At 70.8% G+C, this 18,133-nt stretch carries 17 protein-coding genes; 2 read left to right on the forward strand and 15 right to left on the reverse strand.

What is annotated here, in order from left to right:
- Positions 1 to 127: 127 nt before the first annotated feature.
- A complete protein-coding gene (locus tag OHA55_RS02525; protein ID WP_266702347.1) occupies positions 128 to 925 on the forward strand; it encodes a peptidylprolyl isomerase in 798 nt (265 codons plus the stop codon).
- A gap of 258 nt (positions 926 to 1,183) precedes the next feature.
- Positions 1,184 to 2,413 (forward strand): DUF349 domain-containing protein, encoded by a 1,230-nt coding sequence (locus OHA55_RS02530; RefSeq protein WP_266702349.1) that lies wholly within the window; start codon positions 1,184 to 1,186, stop codon positions 2,411 to 2,413.
- 83 nt (positions 2,414 to 2,496) lie between these two features.
- On the opposite strand, the gene OHA55_RS02535 is transcribed toward OHA55_RS02530, so the two are convergent.
- The 15 genes from OHA55_RS02535 to pgsA form a co-directional block, all read right to left on the reverse strand.
- Positions 2,497 to 5,052, reverse strand: coding sequence for a RelA/SpoT family protein (locus OHA55_RS02535; protein ID WP_266702351.1), 2,556 nt, complete (start codon positions 5,050 to 5,052; stop codon positions 2,497 to 2,499).
- Positions 5,053 to 5,226: 174 nt separating this feature from the next.
- Positions 5,227 to 5,775: an adenine phosphoribosyltransferase gene (locus OHA55_RS02540; RefSeq protein WP_266702353.1), complete on the reverse strand. Its 549-nt coding sequence runs from the start codon at positions 5,773 to 5,775 to the stop codon at positions 5,227 to 5,229.
- The gene (gene secF / locus OHA55_RS02545; RefSeq protein WP_266702355.1) at positions 5,772 to 6,887 is read right to left on the reverse strand and encodes a protein translocase subunit SecF; all 1,116 of its coding nucleotides are present in this window, start codon (positions 6,885 to 6,887) and stop codon (positions 5,772 to 5,774) included. Before secF ends, OHA55_RS02540 begins: the two co-directional genes overlap by 4 nt.
- Position 6,888: 1 nt before the next feature.
- Positions 6,889 to 8,706 (reverse strand): protein translocase subunit SecD, encoded by a 1,818-nt coding sequence (gene secD, locus OHA55_RS02550; protein ID WP_266702357.1) that lies wholly within the window; start codon positions 8,704 to 8,706, stop codon positions 6,889 to 6,891.
- Between the two features lie 147 nt (positions 8,707 to 8,853).
- Entirely contained in the window at positions 8,854 to 9,330 is a 477-nt protein-coding gene (gene yajC, locus OHA55_RS02555) for a preprotein translocase subunit YajC (RefSeq protein ID WP_266702359.1), read from the reverse strand.
- 166 nt (positions 9,331 to 9,496) lie between these two features.
- Entirely contained in the window at positions 9,497 to 10,591 is a 1,095-nt protein-coding gene (ruvB, locus tag OHA55_RS02560; RefSeq protein ID WP_266702361.1) for a Holliday junction branch migration DNA helicase RuvB, read from the reverse strand.
- Positions 10,592 to 10,623: 32 nt separating this feature from the next.
- A complete protein-coding gene (gene ruvA, locus OHA55_RS02565; RefSeq protein WP_266702363.1) occupies positions 10,624 to 11,250 on the reverse strand; it encodes a Holliday junction branch migration protein RuvA in 627 nt (208 codons plus the stop codon).
- Complete coding sequence (ruvC, locus tag OHA55_RS02570; protein ID WP_266702365.1) at positions 11,247 to 11,780, reverse strand: crossover junction endodeoxyribonuclease RuvC; 534 nt, start codon at positions 11,778 to 11,780, stop codon at positions 11,247 to 11,249. Before ruvC ends, ruvA begins: the two co-directional genes overlap by 4 nt.
- A gap of 131 nt (positions 11,781 to 11,911) precedes the next feature.
- The gene (locus OHA55_RS02575) at positions 11,912 to 12,667 is read right to left on the reverse strand and encodes a YebC/PmpR family DNA-binding transcriptional regulator (RefSeq protein WP_266702367.1); all 756 of its coding nucleotides are present in this window, start codon (positions 12,665 to 12,667) and stop codon (positions 11,912 to 11,914) included.
- Positions 12,668 to 12,727: 60 nt separating this feature from the next.
- A complete protein-coding gene (pdxT, locus tag OHA55_RS02580) occupies positions 12,728 to 13,330 on the reverse strand; it encodes a pyridoxal 5'-phosphate synthase glutaminase subunit PdxT (RefSeq protein WP_266702369.1) in 603 nt (200 codons plus the stop codon).
- A gap of 6 nt (positions 13,331 to 13,336) precedes the next feature.
- Positions 13,337 to 14,266 (reverse strand): pyridoxal 5'-phosphate synthase lyase subunit PdxS, encoded by a 930-nt coding sequence (gene pdxS / locus OHA55_RS02585; RefSeq protein WP_266702371.1) that lies wholly within the window; start codon positions 14,264 to 14,266, stop codon positions 13,337 to 13,339.
- Between the two features lie 154 nt (positions 14,267 to 14,420).
- Positions 14,421 to 14,966: a hypothetical protein gene (locus OHA55_RS02590; RefSeq protein ID WP_266702373.1), complete on the reverse strand. Its 546-nt coding sequence runs from the start codon at positions 14,964 to 14,966 to the stop codon at positions 14,421 to 14,423.
- 80 nt (positions 14,967 to 15,046) lie between these two features.
- Positions 15,047 to 16,270 (reverse strand): glycosyltransferase family 4 protein, encoded by a 1,224-nt coding sequence (locus OHA55_RS02595; RefSeq protein WP_266702375.1) that lies wholly within the window; start codon positions 16,268 to 16,270, stop codon positions 15,047 to 15,049.
- Complete coding sequence (locus OHA55_RS02600) at positions 16,267 to 17,214, reverse strand: phosphatidylinositol mannoside acyltransferase (protein ID WP_266702377.1); 948 nt, start codon at positions 17,212 to 17,214, stop codon at positions 16,267 to 16,269. Before OHA55_RS02600 ends, OHA55_RS02595 begins: the two co-directional genes overlap by 4 nt.
- On the reverse strand, positions 17,211 to 17,903 hold the full coding sequence (gene pgsA / locus OHA55_RS02605) for a phosphatidylinositol phosphate synthase (RefSeq protein WP_266710394.1): 693 nt from the start codon (positions 17,901 to 17,903) through the stop codon (positions 17,211 to 17,213). Before pgsA ends, OHA55_RS02600 begins: the two co-directional genes overlap by 4 nt.
- Positions 17,904 to 18,133 lie beyond the last annotated feature (230 nt).

An 18,133-nucleotide genomic window follows, 5' to 3' on the forward strand; every position in this document is an offset into this window, starting at 1 on the left:
GGAAAAGGGGCCGCGGCAGTCCGCGCGGCAGATCAGAGCCTACCGGCGCTCCTCATTCCACAGCTAACCCATATACGGTACGGGCAGCCCAGCCCCCACCCATACGAACGTACAAGGAGACCAACCGGTGGTCAGCAGCGATCAGCGGCGGCGGCAGCTCGCCCGGGAGAAGTACGAGCGGCAGCAGCAGCGGCGGGAGGAAGCGCGCCGGCGCACCCGGCGACTCACCGCGATAATCTCCTCCGCGGTTGCCTTGGTCGCCGTCATAGGCGTGGTCACCTACGTGACCGTCGGGAACGACGACGACAGCGACAAGAAGCCCGCCGCCGCGGCGAGTTCCCCGGCGGCCGAGTCCGCGTCCCCGTCGCCCTCCGCGAGCGAGAGCCCGGAGCCCAAGGTCACGATCGACAAGACGGCCACGTACGCGATGTCCGTCAAGACGAGCCAGGGCGACCTGAAGTTCACCATGGACGCCGCGAAGACCCCGCACACGGCGAACTCGTTCAAGTACCTCGCCGACAAGGGCTTCTTCGACGGTACGAAGTGCCACCGCCTGGTGACGGAGGGCATATTCGTCCTCCAGTGCGGCGACCCCAACGGCGACGGCACCGGCGGTCCCGGCTACACGATCCCGGACGAGAACCTCGACGCCCTCGGCAAGGCGGGCGCCGACGGCACGGTGACGTTCCCGGCGGGCACCGTCGCGATGGCCAACACGGGCCAGGAGCACACCGGCGGCAGCCAGTACTTCCTCGTGTACAAGGACTCCAAGCTGCCCCCGACGTACACCCCGTTCGGCACCATGGACGCCGCCTCGCTGAAGAACGTGCAGGCGATCGCCAAGGCCGGTGTCACCGGCGGTGCCACCGACGGTGCGCCGGCGAAGGCCGTGGACGTGTCGAAGGTGACCGTCGACAAGGAGTGACCCACCCCGCTCCGCGGAGCCCCGGCGGCCTGTCTTCCCGGCCGCCGGGGCTCCGTGTTGTCGAAAATGCCCGGTACGGACGTCCGAACCTGCCCGGACCGGCCCGGACCGGAGAAATCCAGCCGTGCTGAGTGCGGACAGCCGGGCCGCCGGTCGCCTAGATTGTCGGGGTGCAGGGCGGGCGCTGCCCGCCCCAGGAAACTGTGGACGATGCCCGGGGGGTCCACCCCCTCGCAGGCATCAGGTGGAGGAGGCGCTGTGAGCAGCGACCCGTGGGGCCGTGTCGACGAGACGGGCACCGTGTACGTGCGTACTGCCGAGGGCGAGCAGGTCGTCGGTTCGTGGCAGGCCGGTACGCCCGAGGAGGCGCTGGCCTATTTCGAGCGCAAGTACGAGGGCTTGGTGGTCGAGATCGGCCTCCTCGAAAAGCGGGTGAAGACCACCGATCTGTCGTCGAAGGACGCGACGGCGGCGATCGACCACCTGCGGACGCAGATCGACGAGCACCATGCGGTGGGCGACCTCGCGGCGCTGCGGACCCGGCTGGACGCGCTCGTCGCGACGGTCGACTCGCGGCGCGAGGAGCGCAAGGTCCAGAAGGCGAAGCAGACCGACGAGGCCAAGCAGGCCAAGGAGAAGCTGGTCGCCGAGGCCGAGGAGCTGGCGCAGAGCGAGCAGTGGCGCTCCGCGGGAGAGCGGCTGCGGGCGCTCGTCGACATCTGGAAGGGCCTGCCGAGGCTCGACCGCAAGTCGGACGACGAGCTGTGGCACCGCTTCTCGCACGCGCGGTCCGCGTTCTCCAAGCGCCGCAAGGCCCACTTCGCCTCGCTGGACGCCCAGCGCGAGGAGGCCCGCAAGGTCAAGGAGAAGCTGGTCGCCGAGGCCGAGTCGCTCTCCGGGTCGAAGGAGTGGGGCGACACCGCGGCCCGCTACCGCGACCTGATGACGGAGTGGAAGGCCGCGGGCCGAGCCCAGCGCGAGGCCGAGGACGAACTGTGGAACCGTTTCCGCGGTGCGCAGGACGTCTTCTTCGCCGCCCGCAGCGAGACCTTCGCCGAGCGGGACGCGGAGCAGGGCGAGAACCTCAAGCTCAAGGAGGAGCTCGCCGCCGAGGCCGAGAAGCTGGTGCCGGTGCGGGACCTCAAGGCGGCCCGTGCCGCCTTCCGGTCCATCAACGAGCGCTGGGAGGCCATCGGTCACGTGCCGCGCGACGCCCGGCCGAAGGTCGAGGGCCGCGTGCACGCCGTGGAGCGGGCGCTCCAGGAGGCCGAGGAGTCGGAGTGGCGCCGGACCAACCCCGAGGCGCGTGCGCGTGCCGCGGGGCTGACCGGTCAGCTCCAGGCCGCCGTGGACAAGCTGCGCGGTCAGATCGACACCGCCCGCGCCTCGGGCAACAACGCCCGTGCCGACAAGCTCGCCCGTGAGCTCGAAGGCCGGCAGGCGCTGCTCGACCAGGCCCTGAAGGGCCTGGAGGAGTTCGGCGGCTGACGGTCCGACCGGCCGGCAACGAAGGAGGGGCTCCCGTACGCACGACGCGTACGGGAGCCCCTCCTTCGTTGCTGCTTACGTGCTCACGGCCGCCGGGCCGAGGTGACGCGGTAGACGTCGTAGACGCCCTCCACGCCGCGTACGGCCTTCAGGACGTGGCCCAGGTGCTTCGGGTCGCCCATCTCGAAGGTGAACCGGGAGGTGGCCACCCGGTCGCGGGAGGTCTGCACGGCCGCCGAGAGGATGTTGACGTGCTGGTCGGACAGGACGCGGGTGACGTCCGAGAGGAGCCGCGAGCGGTCCAGCGCCTCGACCTGGATGGCGACCAGGAAGACGGAGGACTGGGTCGGCGCCCATTCGACGTCGAGGATGCGCTCCGGCTGCTGCGACAGCGAGTCGACGTTCACGCAGTCCGCACGGTGCACCGAGACACCGCTGCCCCGGGTGACGAACCCGATGATCGGGTCGCCCGGTACGGGGGTGCAGCAGCGGGCCAGCTTGACCCAGACGTCGTCGACACCCTTGACGACGACCCCGGGGTCGTTGTTCGCCCGGCGCTTGTTGCGGCCGCGCGAGGGCGGCGCGCTCTCGGCGAGGTCCTCGTTGGCGGCGTCCTCGCCGCCGAGTGCCTGCACCAGCTTCTGCACGACACCGGCGGCGGTGACATGGCCCTCGCCGATCGCGGCGTACAGCGACGAGATGTCGGGGTAGCGCATCTCGTGCGCGAGGGTGACCAGCGAGTCGCCGGTCAGGATGCGCTGGATCGGCAGGTTCTGCTTGCGCATCGCGCGGGCGATGGAGTCCTTGCCCTGCTCGATGGCCTCGTCGCGCCGCTCCTTGGAGAACCAGGCGCGGATCTTGTTCCTGGCCCGGGGCGACTTGACGAAGCCGAGCCAGTCCCGGGAGGGTCCGGCGCCGGCCGCCTTGGAGGTGAAGATCTCCACCAGGTCGCCGTTGTCGAGCGTCGATTCGAGCGGTACGAGCCGCCCGTTGACGCGCGCTCCTATCGTGCGGTAGCCGACCTCGGTGTGGACGGCGAAGGCGAAGTCGACCGGTGTCGCACCGGCCGGCAGCGCTATCACGTCGCCCTTGGGCGTGAAGACGAAGACCTCGTTGCGCGAGAGGTCGAAGCGGAGCGACTCCAGGAACTCGCTGGGGTCCTCGGTCTCCTTCTGCCAGTCGAGGAGCTGGCGCAGCCACGCCATGTCGTTGACGGTGTCCTGGCTCCGCCCGCCGCTGGTGCTCTTGGGCACGTCGGTGCGGACCTTGGACGCCCCGGCGACGGCCTCCTGCTTGTACTTCCAGTGCGCGGCGATGCCGTACTCGGCGCGGCGGTGCATGTCGAACGTGCGGATCTGGAGCTCGACGGGCTTGCCGCTGGGGCCGATGACCGTGGTGTGCAGCGACTGGTACATGTTGAACTTGGGCATCGCGATGTAGTCCTTGAACCGGCCGGGGACCGGGTTCCATCGCGCGTGCACGGTGCCGAGCGCCGCGTAGCAGTCGCGGACGGTGTCCACGAGGACGCGGATGCCCACCAGGTCGTAGATCTCGGCGAAGTCGCGGCCTCGGACGATCATCTTCTGGTAGACGCTGTAGTAGTGCTTCGGCCGCCCGGTGACGGTGGCCTTGATGCGCGCGGCCCGCAGGTCGGACTGGACCTCGTCGGTCACTATGGCGAGGTACTCGTCGCGCTTGGGCGCGCGCTCGGCGACGAGGCGGACGATCTCGTCGTACATCTTGGGGTAGAGGATCGCGAAGGCGAGGTCCTCCAGTTCCCACTTGATGGTGTTCATGCCCAGGCGGTGGGCGAGCGGAGCGTAGATCTCCAGCGTCTCGCGGGCCTTCTTCTCCTGCTTCTCCCGCTTGAGGTACCGCATGGTGCGCATGTTGTGGAGCCGGTCGGCGAGCTTGATGACGAGGACCCGGGGGTCCTTGGCCATCGCGACGACCATCTTGCGGACGGTCTCGGCCTGGGCGGCCTCGCCGAACTTCACCTTGTCCAGCTTGGTCACGCCGTCGACGAGCAGCGCGACCTGGTCGCCGAAGTCGCGGCGCAGGGTGTCCAGGCCGTACTCGGTGTCCTCGACGGTGTCGTGCAGCAGTCCCGCCATCAGGGTGGCCGGATCCATGCCCAGCTCGGCGAGGATCGTGGTGACCGCGAGCGGGTGCGTGATGTACGGATCGCCGCTCTTGCGCTTCTGCCCCCGGTGCCAGCGCTCGGCGACCTGGTAGGCCCGCTCGATCTGCCGGAGCGTGGCCGTCTCGATCTTGGCGTCGTTCTGGCGCACGGTGCGCAGCAGGGGTTCCAGGACCGGGTTGTACGGGCTGGAGCGCTGTACGCCCAGTCGGGCGAGGCGGGCCCGCACCCGGTTGGAGGAGCCGCCGGTGCGGGCGGGCTGTCCGGCGGGGGTGGCCGGTTTCACGGGCCTGGCCGGATTCTTCGAGGCGGGCGGCGCCGGGAGGGCGGGAGCGGGCCGGTTTCCGGCCCCGGTGGTGTCCGGCGCGGCGGGCCGCTTCTCGGTGCTCCCGGGGTTCGCCGCGGGCTTCCCCGGCTGAGTGGCGGGAGAGGGCGCGGGAGAATCCGCCGCGGGCTTCTCCGGCTGCGGCGCTCCGGCTGCGTTGGCCTCGTCTGGCAAGGGCACTCCTCGTGCGTATCCGGACTACCCGGAAGGCCATGGTATCGAGCCACCGACGGCTCCTCGTCCGGGGACCGTGGAAGCCCGGAAACCCGGAGAGCCTGACAACGCGCGCGGGCACCCGGTTGTTCCCCGGATGCCCGCGCGTGGTCGTACCAACCTCTCGGAGGGTGATCAGACGGTGATCAGTGCCTCCAGCGGAGCCCCTTGGAGGGCGGGCTCCAGACGGCTGCGGCCGTCGAGGAAGCCGAGCTCCATGAGGACCGCGACACCCGCGACCTTCGCGCCCGCCCGCCGGATGAGCTCCAGCGAGGCTTCGGCGGTGCCGCCGGTGGCGAGGACGTCGTCGATGACCATGATCCGGTCGTCGGCGGAGATGTCCTCGGCGTGCACCTCGATCTCGGCGGTGCCGTACTCGAGGTCGTAGGCCTGGCGGAGGGTGGCTCCGGGCAGCTTTCCGGCCTTGCGCACGGGAATGAAGCCGAGTCCGGCGCGGACGGCGACGGGCGCGGCGAGGATGAAGCCGCGTGCCTCCAGCCCGACGACCCGGGTGGCGCCGTGCCGGACGCACAGCTCCGCGAGGACGTCGGTCAGTGCCGAGAAGGCGACCGGGTCCGCGAGCAGCGGGGTGATGTCCTTGAAGAGGACGCCCGGCTTCGGGTAGTCGTGCACGTCGCGGATGCGGCTGAGGAGCAGCTCCCGGACGGATTCGGTGCTGGTCATCGACGCTTCCCCTGACCGCGGCCGGTGCTGCCACCGGGCTCGCGACGCTGGCCGATCACCGAGGCCGAGGAGCCGGCTCCGGCACCCGCGTACCCGGTGTCGTCCTGCGGCTCGTCGTCCTCCTCGGACTCGCCCTTGGCCGCGGCCGCGGCGCGCTTGGCGAGAACGCGCTTGGTGAGCGCCTTCATCTGCGGCTCGCGCTCCTTGAGGTCGGTGACGAGCGGCGTGGCGATGAAGATCGAGGAGTACGCACCGGCCGCGAGGCCGACGAACAGCGACAGCGAGATGTCGTTCAGCATGCCGGCGCCGAGGACGCCGCCACCGATGAAGAGCAGACCCGCGACGGGGAGGAGCGCGACCACGGTGGTGTTGATGGAACGGACCAGCGTGCCGTTGATCGACTTGTTGGCGATCTCGCTGTACGTGTACCGGGTCTGCTTGGTGATCCCCTTCTGGCCCTCCTTGAGGCTGTCGAAGACGACGACCGTGTCGTAGAGGGAGTAACCGAGGATGGTGAGCAGACCGATCACGGTGCCCGGGGTGACCTCGAAGCCGACCAGGGCGTAGACACCGACCGTGATGGTGATGTCGTGGATCAGCGCCACGAGGGCGGCGACCGCCATCCGCCACTCGAAGGCGATGGCGAGGTAGACCACCACGAGGACCATGAAGATCCCGAGGCCGGTCCACGCCTTGTTGGCGATCTGCTCGCCCCAGCTCGGGCCGACCAGGTCGGCGTTGATCTTCGACGCGGGAACGCCGAGGTCCTTCGAGAGCTGGGTCTTGATGCCGTCGGCCTTGGCGGTGTCGACCTCGGTGATCTGGATGCGCAGACCGCCGTTGCCGAGCTCCTGCACGATCGCCTCGTGGCCGGAGGCGGTCTGGGCCGCCTCCTGGGCCTGCGAGGTGGAGATCTTGGCCTTGGTGTCGGTCGTGAAGACCGCGCCGCCCTTGAACTCGATGCCCATGTTCAGGCCGCCGACCACCAGGCCGACGATGGCCGTGATGGTGATCAGGATCGAGACGCCGTACCAGATCTTGCGCTTACCGATGAAGTCGTAGCCGAGCTCGCCTCGGTAGAGCCGGGCGCCGATGCTGCCGAGTCGCGACATCTCACGCCTCCTTCGGGTCGGTGGAGGAGTTGACACGGCGCGAGCGGCGCAGCGGCGGCTTGGCGCCGAGCCGCTTCGGGTCCAGCCCGGACCACGGGTGGCCGCTGGAGAAGAACTTCGTCCGGCCCATCAGCGTCATGACCGGCTTGGTGAAGAAGAACACCACGACGACGTCGAGCACCGTGGTCAGGCCGAGCGTGAACGCGAAGCCCTGGACCTTGCCGACGGTGACCACGAAGAGCACGGCGGCGGCGAGGAACGACACGAAGTCGGAGACCAGGATGGTGCGCCGGGCACGCGGCCAGGCACGTTCGATGGCCGGCCGGAGGGTGCGTCCCTCGCGGATCTCGTCTCTCACTCGTTCGAAGTACACGATGAACGAGTCGGCGGTGATACCGATGGCCACGATGGCACCACAGACCGCCGGCAGGTTCAGCGCGAAGCCGATGGCCGGGCCGAGCAGGGCCATGATCGTGTACGTGAGGATGCCGGAGGCCAGGAGGCTCAGCAGCGCGATGGACGCGAGGCCGCGGTAGTACGCCACCAGGTAGATGACGACCAGGGCCAGACCGATGGCACCGGCGATCAGACCGGCCTGGAGCTGCTCTCCGCCGAGGGCGGCGGTCACCGTGGTGACGCTCGCCTCCTTGAAGGTCAGCGGCAGGGCGCCGTAGGACAGGATGTTGCCGAGGTCCTGGGCCGACTGCTGGGTGAAGTTGCCCGAGATCTGGGCGTTGGCGCTGAGCGCGCTGGCGACCGAGGGAGCGGAGACCACTTCGCCGTCGAGGACGATGGCGAACTGGTTCATCGGCGAGGTCTGCTGCGCCAGCGTCGACGTGATCTTGTTGAACTTCTTCGCGCCGGCGGAGTTGAACTCCATCGTCACGATCCACTCACCGGTGGACTGGTCGATGGCGCCCTGGGCGTTGTCCACGTCGCTGCCGGAGACCTCGGCCGGGCCGAGGACGTACTTCTCGTAGCTGCCCGGGGTGTTGGAGCCGCAGGCGACGATGGTGTCGGTGGCCTTGGCGTCCTGGCCGGCCTCGGCGCGCTGCTTCGGGTCGGAGCAGTCGAGGGCGGCGAACTCGGCCTGGAGCTTCGCGGTGGCCGGGTCGACGGAGGCGCTCGGCGAGGCGGTGTCGGTCGCGGCGGCATCATCGGTGGCGGCGGCGGTCGCGGCGGCCGAGGCCGTGGCGCTCGGCGTGGTGTCCTTGGTCAGCGCTCCGGTGACGGCGCGGCCCTGGGTGGTGGCGCTCGCCGAGGGAGTTGCCGAGGAGTCTGCCTTGTCGCCGTCCGTGGCCGTCGCGCCGTCGGTGGCCTTCGCGGAGGCCGAAGCCGACGCGGAGGGGGCCGGCGAGGCGCTGCCGGAGGGAGTGGCGGTGGCCGAAGGGGTGGCGTCGGAGCCGCTGGCCTCGACGGTCAGAACGGGCCGGAAGTAGAGCTGGGCGGTCGTACCGACCTGCTCACGGGCCTGCTCGGAGTTGGTCCCCTTCGGGATGTTCACGATGATGTTGCTGGAGCCCTGGGTCTGAACCTCGGCCTCGGACACACCGAGACCGTTGACACGGCGCTCGATGATGTTGACGGCCGTGTTCATGTTGGTCTCGTTGATCGCGTCCGGCTTGCCGGGCTGGCTCTTGGCCTGGAGCGTGATCGACGTTCCACCCGCCAGGTCGATGCCCAGTCTCGGAGTGGTGTGGCCGGACAGGAACATCCCGCCAGCGAGCGCGACCATGACGATCAGGATGAGAGCCAGGGAACGCCCCGGCTTTCCCTGACCGCCACCGGCCGGCCCTCGGCCCTTCTTCGGTGCTGCCACCTTTTCGTTTCTCCCTGTCCAACCGCTCCGCGCCGGGTACGCGCCCGAGCGGCCACGAAGTGTTGTGGGGACCCGCCCCCGCAGAAGACCGAACGGTCCGGGGAGACCGCGCACCGGCTGGGCCGGCGGTCTCCCCGTGTCGTACGACTACTTCGCGCCGGTGTCGCCTTCGTCCTTGATGTCCTTGGCGTCCTTCGCCTCGACGTCCTTCGCCGGGGTGCCCTCGGCGTCGGAGTCGTCCGCGAACTTCTTGTCCAGGTCGATCTTCTCGTCACCGTCGGTGTGACCCTCGGTGAGCGAGGAGGCGTCGTCCGGCACGACCGGGGAGTCGAGCTCCTCGGTGTCGCCGTGGACGATGCGGTTGTACTCCGCGTCGTCCAGGACCGCGCCGACGGCGTTCTTCGCATAGATCGCGTGGACGCCGGGGGCGACCTCCAGGAGGACGGTGTCCTCCTGGACTTCCTTGACCGTGGCGTACATGCCACCGATGGTGCGGACGCCGGTGCCGGGCTGCATCTCGTTGCGCATCTGCGAGGCAGCCTCCTGCTTCTTCTTGGCGGACCGGGACATCATGAACATGACGCCGAAGATCAGGATGACGGGGAGAAGAAGTTGGAGACTCACAGGACGGATTTCCTTCGCACGACCGCGCTGAAAAAGCGGCCTGTATCTACGGGGGTGGGTACACCGACCTTTAAGGGCGGCATCGGCGGAGTCTAAGCGAGTCCGCATCGCTGGAACAACGTCCAGGATGGCACTCCGGTTCCGCAAATGGTCAAGCTGTGACGCATCACGCCCCGAACAGGCCCGCTTGTCCCTTTACGCCGTGCTGCGGCGGAACGAGCCCCAGATGGGCCCAGGCGGCCGGTGTGGCCACCCTTCCGCGCGGTGTCCTGGCCAGCAGCCCTTCGCGTACGAGGAAGGGCTCGGCGACCTCCTCGACCGTCTCGCGCTCCTCCCCCACCGCGACGGCGAGGGTGGAGAGGCCGACGGGACCGCCGCCGAAGAGCTTCAGCAGGGCGCCGAGGACGGCCCGGTCGAGCCGGTCGAGCCCGCGTGCGTCGACCTCGTACACCTTGAGGGCCGCGGCGGCGATGTCCCGGTCGATCACGCCGTCCGCCTTGACCTGGGCGTAGTCGCGGACCCGGCGCAGCAACCGGTTGGCGATGCGGGGGGTACCCCGGGAGCGGCCGGCGATCTCGGCGGCGCCCGCGGTGTCGATGGCCACGTCGAGGAGTCCCGCGGAGCGGTGGATCACCCGCTCCAGCTCGGCGGGGGCGTAGAACTCCATGTGGCCGGTGAAGCCGAAACGGTCCCTCAGCGGGGGCGGCAGCAGACCGGCCCGGGTGGTCGCGCCGACCAGGGTGAAGGGCGGGAGTTCGAGGGGGATGGCGGTGGCGCCGGGGCCCTTGCCGACGATCACGTCGACGCGGAAGTCCTCCATCGCCATGTAGAGCATCTCCTCGGCGGGCCGGGACATGCGGTGGATCTCGTCCAGGAAGAGCACCTCGCCCTCCTGGAGGGAGGAGAGGATCGCGGCGAGGTCGCCCGCATGCTGGATCGCCGGCCCGGAGGTGATCCGGATGGGGGCGTTCATCTCCGCCGCGATGATCATCGAAAGAGTGGTCTTGCCGAGGCCGGGCGCCCCCGACAGCAGTACGTGGTCGGCGGTGGCGCCCCGGGCGCGGGCGGCCTTGAGGACGAGGTCGAGCTGTTCGCGGACCTTCTCCTGGCCCACGAACTCGTCGAGGTCCTTGGGGCGCAGGGCGGCTTCGACGGCGGTGTCCTCGCCGTCCGCGACGCCGGTGACCAGCCGGTCGTCGTAGGCCGCCGCCGCGTCGGCCGCCCGCTCGTCGGTGTCGGGTCCGGTCTCGTCCCAGTTCATCGGGTCTGTCCTGCCTCGGGGGTCGGCGCCGGTCAGCGGGTGCGGTTGAGGGTCTGGAGGGCCGCGCGCAGCAGCTGCGGCACGGGGGGCCGGACGCCGTCCGCGAGGGCCGCCTCAGCCTGCGGGGCGACGGCGGACACCGCGTCCTCGGCCTCCCTGGCGGCGTAGCCGAGGCCGATCAGCGCGGACTGGAGCTGCTCGCGCCAGTCGGCGACGGCTGCGGCGCCGGGCGCCTGCCGGCCGATGTGGGCGCCCGACGGGGCGCCGAGCCGGTCCTTGAGCTCCAGCAGGAGCTTCTGGGCGCCCTTCTTGCCGATCCCGGAGACGGCCATCAGGGCCTTCTCGTCGCCGGTCGAGACGGCCTGGCGCAGCGCGTCGGGGCTGTGGGTGGCGAGCATGGCCTGGGCGAGCCGGGGGCCGACGCCGCTGGCGGTCTGGAGCAGTTCGAAGACCTGGCGCTCGTCGTCGTCGGCGAAGCCGTAGAGCGTGAGGGAGTCCTCGCGCACGACGAGGGAGGTGGCGAGCCTGGCCTGCTGTCCGATCCGGAGATCGGCCAGGGTGCGCGGGGCGCACTGGACGGCCATGCCGACGCCGCCGACCTCGATGACGGCCGTGGCCGGGGAGAGGGCGGCCACCGGGCCGGAGAGGAAGGCGATCATGGGGTACGGCCTTTCAGCGTGCGATGGGCGGCGACGGCCTGCTGGAGCCGGTTCTGCGCGGGGGCCCGCCAGATGTGGCAGATCGCGAGCGCGAGGGCGTCGGCGGCGTCGGCGGGCTTGGGCGGGGCGTCGAGCCGGAGCAGCCGGGTGACCATGGCGCCGACCTGCGCCTTGTCGGCGCGTCCCGATCCGGTGACGGCGGCCTTGACCTCGCTGGGGGTGTGCAGGGCGACGGGGATGCCGCGCCGGGCGGCGCAGAGCATGGCGACCGCGCTGGCCTGGGCGGTGCCCATGACCGTGCGGACGTTGTGCTGGCTGAACACCCGCTCGACGGCGACGAATTCGGGTCGGTGTTCGTCGAGCCACTGCTCGATGCCGCGTTCGACGGCGACCAGGCGGTCGCCGAGTTCGGCTTCGGGCGGGGTGCGCACCACGCCGACACCGAGCATGGTCAGCGGACGCCCGGCGACGCCTTCGACGACGCCGACGCCGCACCGGGTCAGCCCCGGGTCCACGCCGAGTACGCGCACGGAGCGCCCCCTGTCCTCACCGCTCGGTCAACTGTTCTGGCAGGTTATCGGGCGGCTCTGACAACGCGACGGGCCGACGGGGGTGTGTCCCCGCCGGCCCGTGTCGCGTGCTGTCTCCCGGTCGCCCGGAATCAGGCGGCGTCGAGCTTCTCCATGACCTCGTCCGAGACGTCGAAGTTGGCGAAGACGTTCTGCACGTCGTCGCTGTCCTCCAGCGCGTCGATGAGCTTGAAGATCTTGCGCGCGCCCTCTTCGTCGAGCTCGACCTGCATGGTGGGCAGGAAGTTGGCGTCGGCGGAGTCGTAGTCGATGCCCGCCTCCTGGAGCGCGGTGCGGACCGCGACCATGTCGGTGGCCTCGCTGACGACCTCGAAGGTGTCGCCGAGGTCGTTGACCTCTTCGGCGCCCGCGTCGAGCACGGCGCCGAGCACGTCGTCCTCGGTCAGCTCGCCCTTGGGCAGGTTGATGACGCCCTTGCGGTTGAACAGGTACGACACGGAGCCCGGGTCGGCCATCGAGCCGCCGTTGCGGGTCATCGCCACGCGCACGTCGGAGGCGGCGCGGTTGCGGTTGTCGGTGAGGCACTCGATGAGCACCGCGACACCGTTGGGGCCGTAGCCTTCGTACATGATCGTCTCGTAGTCGGCGCCGCCCGCCTCGAGACCGCCGCCGCGCTTGACCGCGGAGTCGATGTTCTTGTTCGGGACCGAGCTCTTCTTCGCCTTCTGGATGGCGTCGACGAGCGTCGGGTTGCCGTCGGGGTCCACGCCGCCCGAGCGGGCCGCGACCTCGATGTTCTTGATCAGCTTCGCGAAGAGCTTGCCGCGCTTGGCGTCAACCACGGCCTTCTTGTGCTTCGTCGTAGCCCATTTAGAGTGGCCGGACATCTGCCTTCTCCTTCGCGTCACCAAAATCGATCCGAACCCGAGAGATCCTACCGGGATCGTTCAGAGCACTGCGCGCACCATCTCGACGAAGAGCGCGTGGACGCGGTGGTCGCCGGTCAGTTCCGGGTGGAACGAGGTCGCCAGGGCGTTTTTCTGGCGCACGGCGACGATATGACCGCGATGTTCGGCGAGTACCTCGACCTGGGCGCCCACCGATTCCACCCAGGGGGCCCGGATGAACACGCCCTCCACCGGTCCGTCGGCCTCCTCCTCGATGCCCCGTACGGTGACGGAGGCTTCGAAGGACTCGTTCTGGCGGCCGAAGGCGTTGCGGCGCACGATCATGTCGATGCCGCCGACGGTCTCCTGGCCCGCGCGGGGGTCCAGGATCTTGTCGGCGAGCATGATCATGCCCGCGCAGGTGCCGTAGACCGGCATGCCTGCCCGGACCCGCTCGCGCAGCGGCTCCATCATGCCGAAGAGCACGGCGAGTTTGGACATGGTGGTGGATTCGCCGCCGGGGATGACGAGGCCGTCGACCCCGGCGAGTTCCTCGGGGCGCCTGACCGGCCTGGCCAGGGCGTCCGCCGAGGCCAGGGCGATCAGGTGCTCGCGTACGTCGCCCTGGAGAGCCAGGACCCCGATCACGGGTGTGTCGCTCATCGGGGGCTACCAGCCGCGGTTGGCGTAGCGCTCGGTCTCGGGCAGCGTGTCGCAGTTGATGCCGACCATGGCCTCGCCCAGGTTGCGGGAGGCGTCCGCGATGACCTTCGGGTCGTCGTAGAAGGTGGTGGCCTTCACGATGGCGGCGGCGCGCTTGGCCGGGTCGCCGGACTTGAAGATGCCGGAGCCGACGAAGACGCCCTCGGCACCGAGCTGACGCATGAGCGCGGCGTCGGCGGGGGTGGCGACGCCGCCGGCGGAGAAGAGCACCACGGGGAGCTTGCCGAGCTCGGCGACCTCCTTGACCAGCTCGTACGGGGCGCGCAGCTCCTTGGCGGCGGCGTACAGCTCGTTGTTGTCGTAGCCGCGCAGCCGGGCGATCTCGTTCTTGATCTGGCGCAGGTGGCGGACCGCCTCCACGACGTTGCCGGTGCCGGCCTCACCCTTGGAACGGATCATCGCGGCACCCTCGGCGATACGGCGCAGGGCCTCGCCCAGGTTGGTGGCGCCGCAGACGAACGGGGTGGTGAAGGCGAACTTGTCGCTGTGGTTGACCTCGTCGGCCGGGGTGAGGACCTCGGACTCGTCGATGTAGTCGACGCCGAGGGACTGGAGGACCTGGGCCTCCACGAAGTGGCCGATGCGGGACTTGGCCATGACCGGGATGGAGACGGCCCCGATGATCTCCTCGATCATGTTGGGGTCGGACATCCGGGCCACGCCGCCGTCCTTGCGGATGTCGGCCGGTACGCGCTCCAGGGCCATCACGGCCACCGCGCCCGCGTCCTCGGCGATCTTCGCCTGCTCGGCGTCGACGACGTCCATGATCACGCCGCCCTTGAGCTGCTCGGCCATACCGCGCTTGACGCGGGCGGTGCCGGTGGCGGGAGAAGCGGCGGACACTGCGGACTGCGGGGTGCTGGGAAGCGTGGACACGGGACCTCACTCGGTGAAAGGACTGGTTTCCTGCACAGCCGAGCAAACGCCTCCGGACCAGTCCACAGCAAGGGCCAATAGGGAGGCGGTGGATCGTTTTGGCCCCGCCGTCCGCGGCGGGGCGGGGCTCTCCGGAGCCCCGGGCCCGCCCGTATCAGGTGCCCGGGCGGTCGGCGAGCGCGGCCGGCGGGGTGTCGTCCATCTCGAAGGCGAGCGGGAAGGGGGCGTGGCCGGCCAGCCGGAACCAGCGCACCGTACGGTGCGTGCGCAGGGCCCGCGCGGCGCGGACCGCGTCGTTGTGGAACCGGCGGGCCATTGGTACCCGGCGTACGGCGGCGGCGAGTTCGTCCGCCGCCTCCTCACCGCCCCGGGCCTCCCGTACGGCCTCCACCTGGGCGCTCTCGCCGAAGACCGCGCGCAGGGCGGTGCTCAGCTCGCTCTCGGCGACCTCGCGGTGGTCCTCCTCGGCCTGCCGGGAGGCGTGTGCGGCTTCGTACAGGACGAGCGAGGCGGCGGGGTCCAGGAGGCCGGAGGTGGCCAGTTCCTGGGTGACCGAGGCGCGGCGCAGCAACTGCGCGTCCAGGGCGGCCCTGGCGGCGTCGATCCGCGCGTGCAGCCGGTCCAGGCGTCCGGCGGTCCAGCTGAGGTACAGGCCGATCGCGACGAGTGCGACGACGGTCCAGATCAAGGTTGCGGTCACGGGCGAAAAGGCTACCGTCGCCCGGCGGCGGCCCCGACCGGCCGGTCACGGCCCGTTCCGGCCGGGGCCGTGACCGGCACTCAGTCCCCTGCCGGTCCGAACGGCTGGGAGGCGTCCCGGTCCCTGGGCTGCGCCCCGTCCCGGTCCCGGACGAGTCCGAAGCGGGCCCGCAGCCCGGTCGCGCGCTCGTCGGCGGCCACCGAGGCGGCGCCGTCCGCGACCGTCTCGTACACCGCGAGGATGTCGGCGCCGACGGTCGACCAGTCGAAGCGCCGTACGTGCGCGCTCCCCCGCTCGCTGAGTCCGGCCCTTCGCGCGGGATCGCCGAGCAGCCGGATCGCCGCCGCGGCCAGCGCGTCGGCGTCCTCGTTGGCGAAGAGGTCGCCGGCCGTGCCGTGGTCCAGTACCTGGGAGAACGCGTCGAGGTCGCTGGCGAGCACCGCGGCACCCGCCGACAGCGCCTCGACGAGGATGATCCCGAAGCTCTCGCCGCCGGTGTTCGGGGCGACGTACACGTCGACGCTGCGCAGCAGCCGGGCCTTGTCCTCGTCGCTGACCATGCCGAGGAACTCGACGCGGTCGCGCAGCTCCTCGGGGAGCGAGGCGACGGCCTCCTCCTCGTCGCCCCGGCCAGCCACCAGCAGCCGGGTGTCCGGGCGGGCGGCGACGATCGCGGGCAGCGCCTTCATGAGGACCGGAAGCCCCTTGCGCGGCTCGTCGATGCGGCCGACGAATCCGAGGGTGCCGCCCTGCCACTCGGGCTTCGGCTCCACGTCGGCGAAGAACCCGACGTCGACGCCGTTGGGGATGACCACGGCGTCGCCGCCGAGGTGCTCGACCAGGGTCCGGCGGGCGTACTCGCTCACCGCGATGCGGGCGCTGATCTTCTCCAGGGCCGGCTGGAGGATCGGGTACGCGGCGATCATGGCGCGGGAGCGCGGGTTCGAGGTGTGGAAGGTGGCGACGATCGGCCCCTGGGCCGCCCAGCAGGCGAGCAGTCCGAGCGAGGGCGAGGCCGGCTCGTGGATGTGGATGACGTCGAAGGTGCCGTCGTGCAGCCAGCGGCGCACCCGGGCCGCCGAGAGGAAGCCGAAGTTGAGACGGGCCACCGAGCCGTTGTACGGGACCGGTACGGCCCGGCCCGCGGAGACGACGAACGGCGGCAGCGGGGTGTCGTCGTCGGCCGGGGCGAGCACGGAGACCTCGTGGCCGAGCCGGATCAGGTGGTCGGCGAGGTCCCTGATGTGGAACTGGACGCCGCCGGGCACGTCCCAGGAATACGGGCAGACGATGCCGATCTTCACGAGGACTCCCCCCGCTCCCCGGCGCCGCGTCCGTCCCGCTCTTCGAGGTCGTCGAGCCAGAGCCGTTGCAGCATGTGCCAGTCCTCCGGGTGGGCGGCGATGCCTTCCGCGAAGGCGTCGGCGAGCGCCTGCGTCATGGCCTTGGTCCGCTCGGCCCTGGTGCCCTCCTCGGGGACCACGACGGGCGGGTGGATCCGTGCCCGCATGACAGGCGTGTCGTCGAAGCCGAGGGTGACGGGGAGCAGCAGCGCCCCCGTCTGCTGGGCGAGCAGCGCCGGGCCGGCGGGCATCCGGGCGCGGGCGGCGAAGAAGTCGACCTCCACCCCGGAGGCGGACAGGTCGCGGTCGGCGACCAGGCAGACCAGGCCGCCGGCGCGCAGCCTGCGGGCCAGGGTGCCGAAGGCGGCGCCCCCGCTGTGCGGGAGCACCTCCATGCCGAGGCTCTCGCGGTAGGCGACGAAGCGGTCGTAGAGGGTCTCGGGCTTGAGGCGTTCGGCGACCGTGGTGAAGGGGACCTTGAGGTCGGTGGTGACCCAGGCTCCGGCCAGGTCCCAGTTCCCCAGGTGCGGCAGGGCGAGGACGACTCCGCGTCCGGCGTCCAGGCCCTCGGTGAGGCGGTGGGCGTCGGTGACGTCGATGCGTTCCTTGATCTGCTCCGGGCTCCACGTGGGCAGCCGGAACGACTCCAGCCAGTAGCGCATGTACGAGCGCATGCCGGCCCGGGAGAGTTCGGCGAGCCGGGCCTCGGAGGCGCCGGGGACGACGCGGGCGAGGTTCGACTCCAGCCGCAGCACGCTCTTGCCGCGGCGCTTCCACACCTGGTCGGCGAGGGTGCGGAAGAGGGCGCGGGCGGCCGGCTCGGGCAGCCTCTTCACCGCGCCCCAGCCGAGCCCGTAGAGGCCGTCGGTCAGCCGGTCCCTGAGATTGGTGCCGGTGCCGCTCACCGGCCGTCCTCGGTCCCCCGACCCGCCGGGCCCGCTTCCGCGGCTGCCGCTGCGGCTACCGCGTCCGCCTCGGCGGACTCCCGGCGCACGGTGACGACGCGCTGGACGAGCGTCACCAGGCTGCCCGCCGCGACGATCCACAGTGCGATCGGCAGCAGGATCTGGATGCCGGGGACGCCGAAGCCGTGCAGTCCGGCGAGGCCGGCGGCGACCAGCGAGATCACCAGGCGCTCGGCGCGCTCCACGAGGCCGTTGACGGCGACCGGCAGACCGATCGACTCGCCGCGCGCCTTCGTGTACGAGACGACCTGGCCGCTGGCGAGGCAGAAGATCGCCACGGCGCAGAGGACGTTGTTGTCGCCGTTGCCCGCGTACCAGAGGGCGAAGCCGCCGAAGATGGCGCCGTCGGCGACCCGGTCGAGCGTCGAGTCGAGGAACGCGCCCCAGCGGCTGGAGATCCCGGCCTGCCGTGCCATGTTCCCGTCGACGAGGTCCGAGAAGACGAAGACGGTGATGACGATGGTGCCCCAGAAGAACTCCCCCATGGGGAAGAAGACGAGCGCACCGGCCATCACTCCGGCCGTGCCGATCAGGGTGACCGCGTCGGGACTCACCCCGAGGCGGAGCAGCAGAGCGGCGAACGGCGTGAGGACACGCGTGAAAAACGCACGCGCGTACTTGTTCAGCATGGCCTTCCCTGAGGGGTCGGTGGGCCGTGCGACCCCTTCGGCCACCGGCTGGCCCATCGTAGTCACCACGCGGCCGGTCCACCGGACGGGCACCTGTCCCACGGTTTCTGCGCGTCGCCGGGCACGGCCCGGGGGGCGCTCGGACGGCGCGTTGTCGCAATCACTGTCGGCGCCGCTCCGGTGACGGGCGGTGGGGGCGTTCGGGCGCTACGCTGTGGGCGCAGCTCAGA

This window comes from Streptomyces sp. NBC_00102 (assembly GCF_026343115.1).
Taxonomy (GTDB): domain Bacteria; phylum Actinomycetota; class Actinomycetes; order Streptomycetales; family Streptomycetaceae; genus Streptomyces.